We start from the raw sequence: 16,160 nt of genomic DNA, 5'->3' as shown, positions 1-16,160 counted from the left end.
ACGTCACTCCGCCACCATTAAATGCATCGAAAGCAACACTGGTTGTCACTGGGCAGTCGGGAATCCGACAAACCAGACACGCCGGGTTGCGACATCATCACGGAAAGTGGACGGATTCTCCGCGAGAATGGGCTCGTGTCCACCGTGAGCGTCGCCGAACTCAAGTCCGCCATCGCCGCCGCCCTCCAGCAGGTCCGCGACGGCCAGGCGGCCATCACCGCCGCCAGCCAGAACATCGAAGCGGCCCAGGGCGGCCTGACCGCGGTCACCGCCGGGTCGGGCCACGACGCGGTCGCCACCGCGCAGGCCGCGCTCGCGCAGGCCGCCGCGGAGCTGGAGCAGTCCCTGGCCGCGACCTTCGCCGCCGCCGAGCAGGCCGAGGCGTACGCCGCGACCCTCTAGAACGGAGACCCCTGTGGACGTCGCCGCCCTCGCCGGGAGCCTCAAGGCCCTGGCCGCCGACCTCCCGTTCCCCGCGTTCGACACCGCCGACGCCCGCTTCGAGGCCGCGCAGGCCGAGCTGCGGGAGGCCGCGCGCGAGTCGAACGCCGAGGTCGGGCTCCACAAGCTCGGCGCCGCGCGCGAACGCCTCGACGCGGCCCGCACCCGCCTCGGCGAGGCCGTCGACGCGATCGACGACTACCTCGCCGCGATCGGCGCCGGCGCCGGTCCCGCCCCGGCTGCTGCGGCCCCGGCCCGCGGCGCCCCGTCCGCCGCGCCGGCCCCGGTCGACCCGCGGCAGTGGTGGACCGACCGCGTCAACGAGCTGTGCGACCGCAGCGGCGACGCCGAACCCGAGCGGGTCCCGCCGACCCGCCTGTTCAACGAGCTGCTCAAGGCCGCCGGCGAGGGGAACGCCGACGCGTACTGCAAGCGCCTGCGCGACGCCGGGCCCGAGACCGGCGTGAAACTCCCCGGCCTCGCCTGGCCGCTGGTGCGCAGCCTCGCCGCGGAGCACTTGGGCCGCAACCCGAACGCGAGCGACGTTCCGGTCCTGCGGGACAAGTGCGTCGCGAAGGTCCGCGCCCTCGTGCCGAAGGCCGAGCCGCTCCACGTCGCCGAGGCGCTCGCCTCCGCGTGCACGCTCGGGGTCGGCACCGGCGACGACGCGGCCCGCACCGCCGCGATCGGGCCCGTGCTCGTCGCCGCGATGCACCGGCTGCCGCGGCAGGGCCCGAAGGACGAGCACGACCGGACCGAGCGGAGGGCCAGGACATGAGCAGCTGGCGCAGACGACTGGTGGCGGCGATGGGCGACGAGCTCGCCCGCGCCCGCGGCGAGGCGCGCCTCCTCGCCGAGCGCACCGCCGAGCGGGCCGAGCGCGAACGCGCGCGCGCCGAGCAGGTCATCGGCGACGCGAGCCGCAAGCAGACGCAGCTGCGGAACATCCACGAGAAGATGATCGCCACGCTGGAGGCGCGCAAGGCCGCGGCCGTCGAAGGCGGCCACCGCGCCGCGCTCGCCGCGGCCGCCGTCGCGGCCCCGGCCGCGGCGGGAGCACTGTGGAGCGAATGGAAACCGGAGTCGGGTCTCGGCCGGGGGGCGGCGCCGCTCGTGCGGGTCGGCCGCATCGCCGACAGCGCCGCGCCGCGTCGGGGGCCCTCCCTCCCCCCCACCCCACCCACCACCGCCACCACCGTTGACATGCCGGCGACCGCCTCGACCGGGCGCGCTCCGGTCGAGAGTGGCGATGACCTCGCGGTCGAGGGGATCGCCCCCGGCGCCGCGACTGCATCAGCCGGCTCGTCCAGTGTGGCAGGAGGGTACGACAATTCAGGACCCACAGTGACGGAGACCTCACTCCCTGCGTTGATCCCGCTGCTCGACCGCTCGCACCTGCGCATCGACTCCGATGCGGCCCATGCGCTTCCGGGTCTCCTGCTGCGCGCCGTCGGGGCCGTGCCCGCCGGGCTGCTGCGGCTTCACGTGTACGACCCCGAGCACCTCGGCGGGTCGCTCTCGGCGTTCGCCGCGCTCGGGAAGGCCGGGCTCCTCTCCTTCGTCGGGCCCTCCGGCCTCCGCGAAGCACTCGACGAGCTCGTCGAGACCGTGCGCCGCGTCAACGCCGACGTGCTCGCCGGCGAGCACGAGTCGCTCGCCGCGCTCGCCGCCGCCACCGGGCGGCGGCCCGAGCCCTGGCGCGTCCTCGTCCTCCTCAACGCCGACCTCGCCGCCTGGCCCGCCCACGACCAGGCCCAGCTCGCCCGGCTGCGCCGCACCGGCGTCGCCGCCGGCGTCCACCTCGTCATCGTCGGCGACGACGCCGACGGCCCCTGCGACCTCCCGCGCCTCACCGCCACGACCGCCACCGCGATCCTGGGCGCGCCGCTCGAACTCGACCCGCCGCCGCCCGCGGCCGTCGTCACCAAGGCCGCCAAGCTCATCGCCGAGAAGCACCGCGCCGGCCGGGAGCCCGCGCGCCTGGTCGACCTGCTCCCGCAGCGGCTCTGGCAGGCCTCCTCCGCCGCCGGGCTCCAGGCCGCCATCGGCGAGACCGCCGCCGGCGACGTCGCCCGGATCTCGCTCGGCGACAACCCGCCCCACGCCCTCGTCGGCGGGCCCTCCGGCTCCGGCAAGACCAACCTCCTCTACGCCTGGATCGCCGGCCTCGCCTCCAGCTACAGCCCCGACGAGCTCGCGCTGTACCTCCTCGACTTCAAGGAAGGCGTCTCCTTCGCGCGCTTCGCCGCCGGCCGCCGCGACCCCACCTGGCTCCCGCACGTGCGCCTCGTCGGCGTCAACATCAACGACGACCGCGAGTTCGGCCTCGCCCTCCTGCGCCACCTCAAGGACGAGCTGCGCCGCCGCGCCGAGGCCGCCAAGGCCCACGAGGCCACCAAGCTCGAAGAGCTCCGCGCCGCCGACCCCGGCGGGCACTGGCCCCGCATCGTCGCCGTCGTCGACGAGTTCCAGGTCCTCCTCGAAGCCCGCGACGCCGTCACCGACGAAGCCGTACAGCTCCTCGAAGACCTCGCCCGCCGCGGCCGCAGCCAGGGCATCCACCTCGTCCTCGCCTCCCAGGACGTCGCCGGCATCGAGGCCCTGTGGGGCCGCCCCAGCCTCGTCGCCCAGTTCACGCTGCGCATCGCCCTCCCCAAGGCCCGCAGGGTCCTCGCCGAGAACAACCACGCCGCCGACACCGTCCCCCGCTTCCACGCCGTCGTCAACGACGAGTCCGGGCACGCCGGCGCCGACCGCGTCGTCGCCGTCCCCAACGCCGGCCACGCCGACGCCTGGGAACCCCTCCAGCAGCGCCTCTGGGAAGCCCGGCCGCCCCGGAACGAACCGCCCGCGCTCTTCGACGGCGACCACGTCCCCGACCTCACCGCCGCCGTCCCCGCGCCCGAGACCGCGCTCCTGGGCCAGACCATCGACGTCGCCTCCCGCGGCGCCGAACTCGCCCTCCACCGCGCCCCCGGCCGCAACCTCGCCGTCCTCGGCACCCGCACCGCCGAAGCCGCCGACATCCTCGCCGCCGCCGCCCTCACCGCCGCCCGCGGCGCCTCCGAACGCGGCCAGCGCATCGGCGTCGACCTGTGCTGCCTCGAACCCGACGCCGCCGCCTCCGCGCTCGCGCTCGCCTCGGCCCTGGAGACCGAAGGCGCCGACGTCGACTGGCACGACGACCTCGACTCCGCGTGCAAGGACTGGGAGGCCCGCTGCGACGGCATGCTGCGCCTCAACCTGATCCACGCCGTCGACGCCGGCTCCGCGCGGCTCGACGCCGCCGGCACGGCCCGCCTGCGCGCCATGCTCATCGACGGCCCCGAACGCCACCTCCACACCCTCGGCTGGTGGCGGTCCGTGCCGCGCCTGCGCGAAGACCTCGGCGGGTTCTCGGCCCGGTTCGACGCCGTCGACGCCTGGCTCGCGCTCGACGTGCAGGGCCCCGAGCTCGCCCCGCTCTCGCCCGCCAGCGGCGGCCCCGCCTGGTATCCGCGCGTGCGCCGCGGCCTCTACTTCGACCGCGCCCGGCACCGGGTCCCGCAGGTCGTCATCCCGTACCGGACGACCGCGCTGCTGCCGAACCCGTCGGCCGTGCTCGACCTGCCCTGAGGAGCGCCATGACCGACAGCGCCACCACCGACCGCACCGGCCGCGCCGCCGAAGCCCGCGCGCCCGAGTCCCGCGCCGGCGGGTACGCCGAGGCCGTCGCCGCGTACCTGAAGGACCGCGCCGACGCCGACGCCGAGATCCGGGCCGCCGACGCCGCCTACCGCGACGAGACCGCGAAGCTCGCCGCCGCCGTCGCCGCCGCGCGGACCGCCCGCGACGACGCCAACCGGTCCTCTGTGGAGGCCGCGACGCTGGTGGCCGAGACCGACAAGGCCGTCGCGATCCTGTGGCGGTCCCTCGGCGACTTCGTCGGCCACCGCCGCACCGGGCCCACGCCGCCCGCGGGGGAGCCGGACCCCGAGCCGGACGCCGAGCGCGTGCGGACGCGCCTGGAGCGCTCGGGGCGGCTGCTCGCGCTCGCCCGGCAGGGTGAACTCCCCATCGAGGCGCCCCGCCACACCGAGGCCACCGCGGCCGGGATCGGGGCCGCGACCGGGGCGCTCGCCGTCGCGGTCGCGCTCGCGGTGCTGCGCGCCGACGACACCGCGGTCCGGCAGGCGTTCGCGACGCTGACCCTGTTCCTCGGGGTCGCGACCGGCCCGATCGTGCTCGGGGTGTGGCTGTCGTGGCAGTACCGGGTGCGGCCGCGGCCGGGCCAGACGCTCGCGTGCGTGGGGGCGGCGGTGTTCGCGGTGAGCGCGCTCGCGGGGTTCTTCCTGCGCGGGCTGTGACGTCCCGGCCGTCCTTGCGCGGCCTGAATCCGCTCTGCTTGACTCGATGGGGTACACCTGGAGCGTTCCTGAAACGTGAGGAGGCCCGTGCATGGCCGCCATCGACGACACCGGCTCGTGGCAGTACGGCCCGCTGCCGTCCACTGACGACGCCCCGGCCTGGATCTACGGGATCGTCCCCGACGGCTGGATCGCCGGGATGCCGGACGTCACCGTCGACCGCGACGAGATGATCATCATCTGCCCGCTGCCGACCCCGGACCACCCGGCCGACGCCACCGAGTCCGACCGGGCCGCGACCGAGGAGGGCCGCATCTCGCGGTTCCGGGAGGCCACGCGCGACATGCGGGTCCAGATCGCGCAGCAGCTCCAGTACCGCTATCACCGGCAGGCGTCGTGGGGCGCGCGCTGCGGGTCGACCACGATGGTGTTCACGCACCAGTCGCTGCCGGTCACGACCCGGCTGCGCCAGCCCGAGCGGCTCGTCCTCGACACGCTCGTCGGCTCCGGCGTGGCCGCGTCCCGCCAGGACGCGCTCGCGTGGTGCGTGCGCCTGGTCGAGCAGCACGCCGAGGACTGGCTCAAGGAACTGCGCGAGGCCATGCTCAGCGTCGACGAGCTGCGCCGCCGCGGCCCCGCGGTCTGAGCGCGAGCGGACGAGGGCGGAGGCGCGGCGCGCCTCCGCCCTTTCGCGTGCTCAGCGGACCAGAACCTGTTCAGCGGAGCAGCGCGTGCTCAGCGGAGCAGGAAGTACACCAGCACGATCGCCAGCACGACCACGATCGCGACCGCGAAGGCGACGACCCCGGTCCTGCGGCCCGGCTGCGGTTCCGGTTCGCGGTGCGCCATCGGCCCTCCAACGGTTCGTGCTGCCACTTGGAGTGCATCTTCACCCAAGACGCGCCGCTGTGGGCGGATTCACCGCAAAACGCGACGACACGGGCGGGTAACCGTCCCGCGACCGCGATCTAACGCGCTCGTTCCATGCTCGAAACCGAGCGCATTAGTTGAGAGCAACGGTCAAATTCCAGCACCGATGATCGATGCTGCGCGGTGGCGCAGAAAGTGCAAGTAGTTGTGATCGTAGCGAGCTTGAATGCGCAAGCGCAGGGTGCCCGGAGGCGGAGCGCCTGCTCAGCGTCCGCTCAATCACGCACGAGTGCCTGCGCGCTCGCGCCGGTTCCCGTAGCGTCCGAAGGACCGGCCCCGGCCGGAGCGCCCGCGTCCGTGCCCAGAAGCCGACCGAAGGAGCCACCGTGAGCATCGAAGTCGCCGCCGCCGCACCCGCGGCAGAGACCGCCGCCGACAACCCCGCAGTCGGACTCACCGACCCGCCGACCCGCCACCACCGCCTCCTCGCGTGGGTCGGCGAGATCGCCGAGCTGACCGACCCCGACCAGATCGTGTGGTGCGACGGCAGCCGGGCCGAATGGGAGCGGCTGACCGCCGAGCTCGTCGCCTTCGGGACCCTCGTCCCGGTCCCCGCCAAGCCCGACTCGTTCCTCGCCCGCACCGACCCCGGCGACGTCGCCCGCGTCGAGGAGCGCACCTTCATCTGCTCCGAGGACCCCGAGGACGCCGGCCCCACCAACAACTGGACCGCCCCCGACTACATGCGCGAGACCATGACCGGCCTCTACCGCGGCTCCATGCGCGGGCGCACCATGTACGTCGTCCCCTTCTGCATGGGCTCCCTCGACGCCGAGCAGCCCATGTTCGGCGTCGAGCTCACCGACTCCGCCTACGTCGCCGCGTCCATGCACATCATGACCCGCATGGGCGCCGAGGTCCTCGCGAAGATGGGGCAGAGCGCCGACTTCGTCAAGTGCCTCCACTCCGTCGGCGCGCCCCTCGCCCCCGGCCAGAGCGACGTCCCCTGGCCCTGCAACGGCACCAAGTACATCTCCCACTTCCCGCAGGACCGCGAGATCTGGTCCTACGGCTCCGGCTACGGCGGCAACTCCCTCCTCGGGAAGAAGTGCTACGCCCTGCGCATCGCCTCCGCCATGGGCCGCGACGAGGGCTGGATGGCCGAGCACATGCTCATCCTCCGCCTCACCAGCCCCGAAGGGAAGGTCTACCACGTGACCGGCGCGTTCCCCAGCGCCTGCGGCAAGACCAACCTCGCCATGCTCGAACCCACCATCCCCGGCTGGAAGGTCGAGACCCTCGGCGACGACATCGCCTGGCTCCGCTTCGGCGAGGACGGCCGCCTGTGGGCCTCCAACCCCGAGTACGGCTTCTTCGGCGTCGCGCCCGGCACCGACTACCACACCAACCCGAACGCCATGCGCACCATCGCGAAGGGCCACACCCTGTTCACCAACGTCGCCCTCACCGACGACGGCGACGTCTGGTGGGAGGGCATGGGCGAGGCCCCCGACCACCTGGTCGACTGGAAGGGCCGCGACTGGACCCCCGCCTCCGAGGAGCCCTCCAGCCACCCCAACAGCCGCTTCTGCACGCCGATCAAGCAGTGCCCGGTCCTCGCGCCCCAGTACGACGACCCGCGCGGCGTCCCGATCGACGCGATCCTCTTCGGTGGCCGCCGCGCCACCACCATCCCGCTCGTCACCCAGGCCCGCGACTGGGTCCACGGCGTGTACATGGGCGCCACCCTCTCCTCCGAGACCACCGCCGCCGCCACCGGCGAGGTCGGCGTCGTCCGCCGCGACCCGATGGCCATGCTGCCGTTCATCGGCTACAACGCCGCCGACTACTTCGGCCACTGGATCGAGATGGGCAAGTCCGCCACCGACGAGGCCCTCATGCCGCAGGTGTTCTACGTCAACTGGTTCCGCCGCGGCGACGACGGCCGCTTCCTGTGGCCCGGCTTCGGCGAGAACTCCCGCGTCCTCAAATGGGTCGTCGAACGCCTCGAAGGCCGCGCCGCCGCCGTCGAGACCCCCATCGGGTACGTCCCGACGCCCGACGCGATCGACACCGACGGCCTCGGCCTCACCGCCGACGACCTCGCCGCCGCGCTCGCCGTCGACCCCGCCGAATGGGCCGAGGAGGTCCCGCTCGTCGAAAGCTGGTTCGCCCGCTTCGGCGACCGCCTCCCCACCGTCCTGTGGGCCGAGCTCGACGCCCTCAAGCAGCGCCTCGACGCAAGGTAGCCGCCCGCCGCCGGCGGCGACCCGGGCCGGGGCCCCCGAGGCCCCGGCCCGGTGAAGCGTGCGAGCCGCGAAAACGCGGAGCCTACAATTGCCGGTTGTGGCGATCTCGAACCTGCTTTACCGGATATACGAGCGTCGGCTCGCGCGCGAGCTGACCGGCCAGCCCCTGCCCAGGCACATCGGCGTCATGGTCGACGGCAACCGCCGCTGGGCCCGCGACATGGGCCTCACCGACCCCAACGACGGCCACCGCGCCGGCGCCAAGCACATCGAGCGCTTCCTCGGCTGGTGCGACGAACTCGGCGTCGAGCACGTGACCATCTGGCTCCTCTCCACCGAGAACCTCACCCGGCCCAAGGAGCAGCTCGACCCCCTCCTCGACATCATCGACGAGCTCGCCGGCGAACTCGCCGACGACGACCAGCCCTGGCAGCTCCGCATGGTCGGCGCCCTCGACCTCCTCCCCGAAGACCACCAGGCCGCCCTCAAACGCGCCCAGCAGCGCACCGCCGAGAAACGCGGCATGCAGGTCAACCTCGCCGTCTGCTACGGCGGCCAGCGCGAGATCGCCGACGCCGTCCGCTCCTTCATGCTCGAACAGGCCGCCGCCGGCGCCAGCCTCGAACAGGCCGCCGAGGCCCTCGACGCCGACTCCATCGCCCGCCACCTCTACATGACCGGCCAGCCCGACCCCGACCTCGTCATCCGCACCTCCGGCGAGCAGCGCATCTCCGGCTTCCTGCTCTGGCAGTCTGCGTACTCCGAGTTCTACTTCTGCGACTCCAACTGGCCCGACTTCCGCCGCGTCGACTTCCTCCGCGCCGTCCGCTCCTTCGCCACCCGCGACCGCCGCTACGGCAAGTGACCCGCTGAAGGAAAACCCCGACCGGTGGGACGCCGCGGGGCCGTCGACGGCGACGCGCTCGCCGTCCCCGCCGCGAAAACTGTGAACCAGAACTCCACCACCGCGTGCGTCACCCCCGGCCCGGTCCTCGTGTATCCAGTGCGGACCCCCAAGCCGCCGTACGTAGCGAGGAGCCCCTATGACGCCCACCCGCGACAGCTCTGCTCCACCAGGAGAGGGAAGCGCCGCGGCGCAGCTGCTGCCCATGCGCGCCAGCCTCGAGTTCGACGACTTCTACGCCGCCAACGTCCGCTCCGTCACCGCCCAGATCTACGCCTACACCGGCGACCGGGCCGAGGCCGAGGACCTGGTGGCCGAGGCGTTCTGCCGGGCGCTCGCGCGCTGGCGGAAGGTCCGCGAGTACGAGAACCCCACCGCGTGGGTGCGCCGCGTCGCCTGGAACCTGGCGACCAGTCACCTGCGCCGCCGCAGCGTCGTGCAGCGCTTCCTCAACCGGCAGCGCGAGACCCACGAGCAGGCCCCGGACGGCGACCGCGTCGACCTCCAGCGCGCGCTCGCCGGCATCGGCGCGCACCACCGCAAGGCCGTGATCCTCCGGTACATGGCGGGACTCACCGTCGCCGAGATCGCCGAGCAGGAAGGCGTCGCCGAAGCCACCGTCCGCTCCTGGCTCACCAGGGGGAAGGCCGCGCTCGCCGGCCGACTCACCGTGCAAGACGATATGGAGCAGCGATGAGCACGCCAGACGAGAACCTCTTCGAAGAGGCCTTCGCGGAGTTCGCGCACACCGCCGAGCTCATGGTCGACCCCGTCGACTCCGCCGTGATCCACGGCCGGGTGCGCCGGCGCCGGGCCACGAAGGGCGCCCTGGCGGCCGCGCTCGCCGCCCTCATCGTGGCCGTGCCCGCCGCCTGGTGGCTCCAGGAGTCCAACGGCGACGAGGTCGACCCGTCCCCGGCCGAGGAGACCACCGACGAGACGACCTCCCGGGAGACCACGCCCGCCGAGGACGGCGGCGCCGGGTCGAACAGCGTCCCCGAAGGCCAGGAGACCGGCCTCGACCAGCCGGTCCTCCCGACGTTCGGCGACCTCGTCGGCGCCGAGATCGAGCTGCCCGAGTTCTTCCCCGGCGAGGGGAGCCTGAACGACATCTGCCCGACCGGGCCCGCGACGATCAGCGACGCGGCGGGCGCCGGGTACGGCGACGGGAGCGTCCGGCTCCTCAAGCTGGTGCAGACGACGCTCGAGGAGGGCGGCCCGGTCGAGGCGGTCGCGCTCTTCGGCTGCGCCCCCGGCGACGGGATGCTCACCCAGGCGGTGTCCGTCGCCGGCGACGGGGACGGCGGCTGGGAGGTCACCGAGGAGATCGCGCTCGGCACCTTGGACTCGTTCCCGCTGATCGACATCGCGCCGGCCGCCGTCACCGGGGTGCTCCTGCTCGTCCCCGAGCCCCACGGCACCGACCACCAGGGGCCGCTCGACTACGAGATCTTCCGGTACCGCACCGGCGCCGAGCTCGAGGACGTCACCGACTCGGCCTACAAGTGGGGGATCGCCGACCTCGCCGTCGAGGTCGAGAAGACCGACAACGGGGACGGCACGTGGACGGCCGCGGTCACGATCACGAACACCGGCGACCACGAGTCCCAGGGGTTCGCGCTCACGGCGTGCGCCGATGCGGCGCTCACCGTCGAGGAGGTCGACGGCCTGCCCGGCTGCACCGAGGACTACCGGGTCGTCGAGGAGTACGCCGCGCTGGAGGCGGGGGAGTCCGTGACCGAGGAGTGGACGGTCGATCCGGCGCCGTTCGACGAGTGGAGCGGCGACGCCCAGGCGGGCGGCGCGTACCTCGAGGTGCGGGTCCGGACGCCCATGTACGGCGTGGACGGGTTCGCCTTCGACTACGACGGCTCGAACGACTACGGGAACATGTCGCTCATCGTCGACGACGTCACCTGACGGGGCGGGCGGCGGGCCGGGGCGCATCGCCCCGGCCCGCCGCCCGAACGGTTTATTTGACCGCCACGCCCGCGCGCTCGAAGTCCTCCAGGGCCTTCGCCTTCGTCTCCTCCGCGACCGCGGCCGTGTAGTCGAGGAGCACCGTCGTCGTGAAGCCCTCGGCGGCCGCGTCGAGCGCGGTCGCGCGCACGCAGTGGTCGGTGGCGATCCCGACGACGTCGACCGCGTCCACGTCGCGGGTGCGCAGCCACTCCGTCAGGCCCGTCTCGCCCGAGGAGCCCTCGAAGCCCGAGTACGCGGCCTCGTACGCGCCCTTGTCGAACACGGCCTCGGCGAGCGTGTGGTCGAAGTCGGGGTGGAACGCCGACCCGGCGGTGCCGACCACGCAGTGCGGCGGCCACGAGTCGCGGAAGTCCGGTTCGGCCGAGAAGTGCAGGCCCGGGTCGATGTGCCAGTCCCGGGTGGCGACCACGTGGTCCCACCGGCCCGGGGCGGCCTTGATGAGTTCCGTGACGGCCGCCGCGACCGCGGCGCCGCCCGCGACGGGCAGCGACCCGCCTTCACAGAAGTCGTTCTGGACGTCTACCACGATCAGTGCCCGGCTCATGTCACCGATCCTAGTGACGCCGCCGCGGCAGCGGTAGTCCAGGCGGCGAAAAGCCCGCCGGCGCGGCGCCGGCGGGCTTTTCAGTGGTCCGGGGCTAGTGGCCCTTGACCTCCTTGACCAGGTGTCCCCACTTCTCGTCGAAGACGGGGCGCTCCGAGCGGATGCGCGGGAGGCGGTCGAAGTTCCGCAGCGGCGGCGGGCAGCTGGTCGCCCACTCGAGCGAGCCGCCGTAGCCCCACGGGTCGTTCGTCTCGACCACGCGCCCGGCCTTCCAGGACTTGAACAGGTTCCAGATGAACGGCAGCGTCGACAGGCCGAGCACGAACGCGCCGATCGTCGAGATCATGTTCAGCGTCGTGAAGCCGTCGGACTGGAGGTAGTCGGCGTACCGGCGGGGCATGCCCTCGGCGCCGAGCCAGTGCTGCACCAGGAACGTGGTGTGGAAGCCGATGAACGTCAGCCAGAAGTGGACCTTCGCGAGGCGCTCGTCGTACATGCGCCCGGCGACCTTCGGGAACCAGAAGTACACGCCGGCGTAGACCGCGAACACGATCGTGCCGAACAGCACGTAGTGGAAGTGCGCGACCACGAAGTAGGAGTCGGAGACGTGGAAGTCCACCGGCGGGCTGGCGAGCAGGACGCCCGAGAGGCCGCCGAGGAGGAACGTGACCAGGAAGCCGATGCTGAACAGCATCGGGGCCTCGAAGGTCAGCTGGCCCTTCCACATCGTGCCGATCCAGTTGAAGAACTTGACGCCGGTCGGGACCGCGATCAGGAACGTCATGAGCGAGAAGAACGGCAGCATGACCGCGCCGGTCGCGTACATGTGGTGCGCCCACACGGCCATCGACAGGCCCGCGATCGCGAGCGTCGCCGCGACCAGGGTCTTGTAGCCGAAGATCGGCTTGCGGCTGAACACCGGGAAGATCTCGGAGACGATGCCGAAGAACGGCAGCGCCACGATGTACACCTCGGGGTGGCCGAAGAACCAGAACAGGTGCTGCCACAGGATCGCGCCGCCGGTCTCCGAGTCGAAGACGTGCGCGCCGAGCTGGCGGTCGGCCATGACGGCGAGGAGCGCGGCGAACAGGATCGGGAAGACCAGGATCATCAGCAGGCTGGTGATCAGGATGTTCCACGTGAAGATCGGCATCCGGAACATGAGCATGCCCGGCGCGCGCATCGTCACGATCGTGGTGATCATGTTGACCGCGCCGAGGATCGTGCCCGCACCGGAGATGCCCAGGCCCACGAACCACATGTCCGCGCCGATCCCGGGGGAGTTCACGGCGTTCGACAGCGGCTGGTACGCGAACCAGCCGAAGGACGCCGCGCCGCCCGGGGTGATGAAGCCGGCGACCGCGAGGGTCGAGCCGAGCAGGTACAGCCAGTACGCGAACGCGTTCAGGCGCGGGAACGCGACGTCCGGCGCGCCGATCTGCAAGGGCACCAGGTAGTTGCCGAACGCGAACACGATCGGGGTCGCGAACATCAGCAGCATGATGGTGCCGTGCATCGTGAACAGCTGGTTGAACTGCTCGGAGGACACGATCTGGAGGCCGGGTTGGAACAGCTCGGCGCGGATCAGCAGGGCCAGGATGCCGCCGATCGCGAAGAACGCGAACGACGTCACGAAATAGAGCAGGCCGATCTGCTTGGCGTCGGTCGTGCGGAGCGTGCGGGCGAGCCAGGAGCCCTTCGGCTCACGGCGCACCGGCCAGGGACGCGCGACGATCGGCGTTGGCTCAAGCTTGGGCTCAACCGTGGTCACCTGTGGGCCTCCAGATTCATTTCCAGGTAGCGAACGCAGCATAGCCCCGCGAAACGCCGCCGACGCGGAGGGGCGCAGCCCCAGCGGCGTGGCGGAGCGTGACCGGGCGATGGGCGTTCCGTGGTTGTCGCAGGTCGAATACGCGGCGGATCACTGCGGCGGATTCCCCCGCGCGGGCCCGCGATGGGTGCGGCCCGGCGCGGGTGAGCAATCTCCTACGGGCCCTAGATCCCGCGGGCGTCGGGCTCGAGCGCCGCGTACACCCGCTTCACCAGCAGGGCGGTCTCGTAGCCGACCTGGCCGAGGTCGCAGCCGGCGTTCGCCAGGACCGCGAGCTGGGCCCGGTCGCCGACGGCCATGAGCAGCAGCACGCCCTCGTCCATGTCGATGACGGACTGGCGGATGCGGCCCGCGTCGAGGACCTTGGCCGCCCCCGTCGTCAGGCTCGCGAGCCCGGAGGTGATGGCGGCGAGCTGGTCGGCCCGGTCGGTCGACAGCCCCCGGGAGGCGGCGATGGCCAGCCCGTCGACGGACACCGTGAGCGCCTCGGAGACGTCCGGGACCTTCTCCACGAAGGAGGTCAGGAGCCAGTCGAGTTCACCGACGTTCTTGTCCTTGCTATCCATCTCGCTGCTTTCTATTGGCGTTGTTCGTGCGCGGCGGCCGCCGCGATGCCGGAGGCGAAACCGGCGAGCCGGTCCCGGATCTCCGCCGGGTCGAGATCGGCGCCGCCGCCCGGCCGGGCGCTGGGGACGGAGCCGGGGAGCAGTCGGGACCCCGGCGCGCGACGGGGCAGTTCGGCGCCGTTGGTCCTGCCGGAGTGTTCGAGTGCTCGGTTCACCTTCCTGAAGGTAACATCCAGCGTCTCGGGAGCGGGGCCCGCAGGGGCCTGCGCCGCCTTCCCTCCGTTGAGTGTTCCACCAGCTACGGGACGTGGCTCGGGCGACGGGCCGGCCTTGCGCGGGCGCGGCACGATCGGCTCCACGGCGCTCGGCGCGGCCGTCTCCGCGCCCGTCCCGGTCACCGGCAGGTTCGCGGCGCGGGCCGACAGCGCCAGCCGCGCGGCCGAGCCCTGGTCCGGCGACAGGCCCACCGGGTCCTCCGCGTGCGCGCTCGCCGGGATGCGCACCAGCGCCAGCGTGCCCTTGCCCATCGTGGAGTGCAGCTGGACGCTCACCGAGTGCTCGGCGGCGAGCCGCCCGACCACCAGGAGGCCCATGGTCGCGGTCAGCTCCGAGTTCAGCTGGGTCGGCTCCGCCAGGCGGCGGTTGATCGCGGCCATCGGCTCGGGCGCGAGGCCGATGCCGTCGTCGGCGATCGAGATGACGATCTCCGAACCCGAACGGCGCGTGGTCACCCGCACCGACTGCGTCGGCGGCGAGTACGCGGCCGCGTTGTCGAGCAGCTCCGCGAGGATGCGCACCAGGTCCCCGGCGGGCTTCGTCTCGAGGCGGGCCGAGACCTGGTTCTCGACCACGACGCGGCCGGCGTCCTCGATCTCGGCCACCGCGTCGCGGATGATCGTGTCGAGGTTCGCCGGGTGGTTGTAGCGGCGCTGCGGGTCCCCGCCCGCGAGCAGGAGCAGGTTCTCCTCGTTGCGGCGCATGCGGGCCAGCAGGTGGTAGACGCTGCGCCACTCCTCCGGGACCGCGTGGTCCGGGGACTGCTCCACCAGCGACTCCATGACCTGCTGCTGGCGGCGGATGAGGCTCTGGCCGCGGCGGGCGAGCGTCTTCATCATCGCCTCGACGTCGATGCGCAGCAGCGCCTGGTTCGCCGTCTGGCGCAGCGCCTGGTGGTGGGCGGCGCTGAACGCCTCCGCGAGGCTGTCGAGCTCGTCGGCGTACCGCGAGTCGGTCGACATGACGGTCTGGCGCTTCGCGGTCTGGAGCAGCCGGTCCACCTCGTCCGCGTTGGCCGCCTGGGACACCGCGGCCACGGTCTTCGGCAGCGTGTCGTACGCGGCGGTCAGGGTCGCCTCGCGGACGCCGTCGACGCGGAGGCTGATGCGCCGCGCCAGCATCGCCGCCGAGATGATCGACGTCAGCGCCAGCACGATCACCAGCGCGAACGTCGTCAGCAGGGTCCGCGAGGACGCGTCCCGGATCGCCTCGACGTCGTCCTGCATCGCGTCCAGGACCGACTGCTGGGTCTTGTCGAGGGCCGCGACGATCGCGCCCTGCGCGTCCGAGAAGTCCTCGGGGCTGATCGTCGGGACGTTCCCACGCACGTACACCCCGAGGGCCTCCTGCGCGGTCTCGATCGGCTCGGCGTCCATGGCCTCCTTGTAGACCGCGCTCGTGCCGGCCGACGCGTTCGCCTGGAACTCGGTGATCTGCCTGTCGAAGTTCCCCGACATGTACGCGGCGTTCGACAGCTCGGCGCGCCCGACCACGACCGCCTGCGCCTCCGCGAGGCCCACCAGGTCGGTCGAGACGGTGAACTGGATCTCCGCGGCGATCCGGCTGGCCTGCATGAGGGCCGCGAGCGAGTCGAGGTGCGCGGCGACCTCGGCGTCGTCGACCAGGCGCGGCAGGATCGCGGCGATCGCCACGATCTTGTTCGCCACGTCCCGGTAGACGAGGTAGGCGTCGGCGACGTCCTCGTCCTCGAAGGTCGCCTCGCCCGAGGCGAGCCGGTCGAAGGCCGCGCGGGCCGAGTCCAGCTCGCCGGCCTTCGCGAACAGGGACTCCAGGTCGTCCTCGAGGTCGGGGAAGCGCGCGGTCACCCCAGGGGTGTGCTCCTCGAGCCGGTCGAACGCGAAGTCGGTCTCGCGGCGGGCCACCGCGGAGTCGAACATGCCGCCGCCGCCGTCGATGACCGACTGCACCAGCGGGCCCGCCTCCAGGCGGTGCGCCTCGAGGGCGTCGTTCAAGTCGGCAGAGAGCCCCGCGAGCACCTCGGCGTCCGTCGCGTTCTGGTACTCGTCCCAGACGCTGACCGTCTGGAACAGCCCGAGCACCAGCATCCCCATGAGCGCCGCCGCGATCGGCAGCATCAACTGCATCCGGATGGGGAGGCGACTGGTGCGCTGCCGGGCTTTACGGGACAT

Annotated in this window: 13 protein-coding genes; 9 read left to right on the top strand and 4 right to left on the bottom strand. The window is 72.6% G+C overall.

The window, feature by feature from the left end; translation table 11 throughout:
* Positions 1-135 precede the first annotated feature (135 nt).
* From EIW28_RS10170 to EIW28_RS10130, 9 genes are all read left to right on the top strand, one after another.
* Complete coding sequence (locus EIW28_RS10170; RefSeq protein WP_197717193.1) at positions 136-402, top strand: hypothetical protein; 267 nt, start codon at positions 136-138, stop codon at positions 400-402.
* Between the two features lie 13 nt (positions 403-415).
* The gene (locus EIW28_RS10165) at positions 416-1,219 is read left to right on the top strand and encodes a hypothetical protein (protein ID WP_125247628.1); all 804 of its coding nucleotides are present in this window, start codon (positions 416-418) and stop codon (positions 1,217-1,219) included.
* Positions 1,220-1,248: 29 nt separating this feature from the next.
* Positions 1,249-4,056 (top strand): FtsK/SpoIIIE domain-containing protein, encoded by a 2,808-nt coding sequence (locus EIW28_RS10160; protein ID WP_408612211.1) that lies wholly within the window; start codon positions 1,249-1,251, stop codon positions 4,054-4,056.
* An 8-nt stretch (positions 4,057-4,064) separates the two neighbouring features.
* Positions 4,065-4,787: a hypothetical protein gene (locus tag EIW28_RS10155; protein WP_125247627.1), complete on the top strand. Its 723-nt coding sequence runs from the start codon at positions 4,065-4,067 to the stop codon at positions 4,785-4,787.
* Between the two features lie 91 nt (positions 4,788-4,878).
* Complete coding sequence (locus tag EIW28_RS10150) at positions 4,879-5,433, top strand: hypothetical protein (protein ID WP_125247626.1); 555 nt, start codon at positions 4,879-4,881, stop codon at positions 5,431-5,433.
* A gap of 616 nt (positions 5,434-6,049) precedes the next feature.
* Positions 6,050-7,906 (top strand): phosphoenolpyruvate carboxykinase (GTP), encoded by a 1,857-nt coding sequence (locus tag EIW28_RS10145; RefSeq protein ID WP_408612210.1) that lies wholly within the window; start codon positions 6,050-6,052, stop codon positions 7,904-7,906.
* A gap of 97 nt (positions 7,907-8,003) precedes the next feature.
* Positions 8,004-8,771 (top strand): isoprenyl transferase, encoded by a 768-nt coding sequence (locus tag EIW28_RS10140; RefSeq protein WP_125247624.1) that lies wholly within the window; start codon positions 8,004-8,006, stop codon positions 8,769-8,771.
* A gap of 178 nt (positions 8,772-8,949) precedes the next feature.
* Positions 8,950-9,507 carry an RNA polymerase sigma factor gene (locus EIW28_RS10135; protein WP_125247623.1) on the top strand — a complete coding sequence of 186 codons (558 nt, stop codon included), beginning with the start codon at positions 8,950-8,952 and terminating at the stop codon, positions 9,505-9,507.
* A complete protein-coding gene (locus EIW28_RS10130; protein ID WP_125247622.1) occupies positions 9,504-10,730 on the top strand; it encodes a hypothetical protein in 1,227 nt (408 codons plus the stop codon). Before EIW28_RS10135 ends, EIW28_RS10130 begins: the two co-directional genes overlap by 4 nt.
* A gap of 52 nt (positions 10,731-10,782) precedes the next feature.
* Here the strand turns inward: EIW28_RS10130 and EIW28_RS10125 are convergent, their stop codons facing one another.
* The 4 genes from EIW28_RS10125 to EIW28_RS10110 all read right to left on the bottom strand — a co-directional run bounded on the left by EIW28_RS10125 (position 10,783) and on the right by EIW28_RS10110 (position 16,160).
* The gene (locus tag EIW28_RS10125; protein ID WP_125247621.1) at positions 10,783-11,337 is read right to left on the bottom strand and encodes an isochorismatase family protein; all 555 of its coding nucleotides are present in this window, start codon (positions 11,335-11,337) and stop codon (positions 10,783-10,785) included.
* A gap of 94 nt (positions 11,338-11,431) precedes the next feature.
* Complete coding sequence (gene ctaD / locus EIW28_RS10120; RefSeq protein ID WP_125247620.1) at positions 11,432-13,108, bottom strand: aa3-type cytochrome oxidase subunit I; 1,677 nt, start codon at positions 13,106-13,108, stop codon at positions 11,432-11,434.
* Between the two features lie 224 nt (positions 13,109-13,332).
* Positions 13,333-13,734 carry a roadblock/LC7 domain-containing protein gene (locus tag EIW28_RS10115; RefSeq protein WP_125247619.1) on the bottom strand — a complete coding sequence of 134 codons (402 nt, stop codon included), beginning with the start codon at positions 13,732-13,734 and terminating at the stop codon, positions 13,333-13,335.
* A gap of 11 nt (positions 13,735-13,745) precedes the next feature.
* Positions 13,746-16,160, bottom strand: coding sequence for a sensor histidine kinase (locus EIW28_RS10110; protein WP_125247618.1), 2,415 nt, complete (start codon positions 16,158-16,160; stop codon positions 13,746-13,748).

This window comes from Glycomyces terrestris (assembly GCF_003933745.1).
Lineage (GTDB): Bacteria > Actinomycetota > Actinomycetes > Mycobacteriales > Micromonosporaceae > Glycomyces > Glycomyces terrestris.
This window is presented reverse-complemented; position numbering and strand designations above follow the sequence as displayed.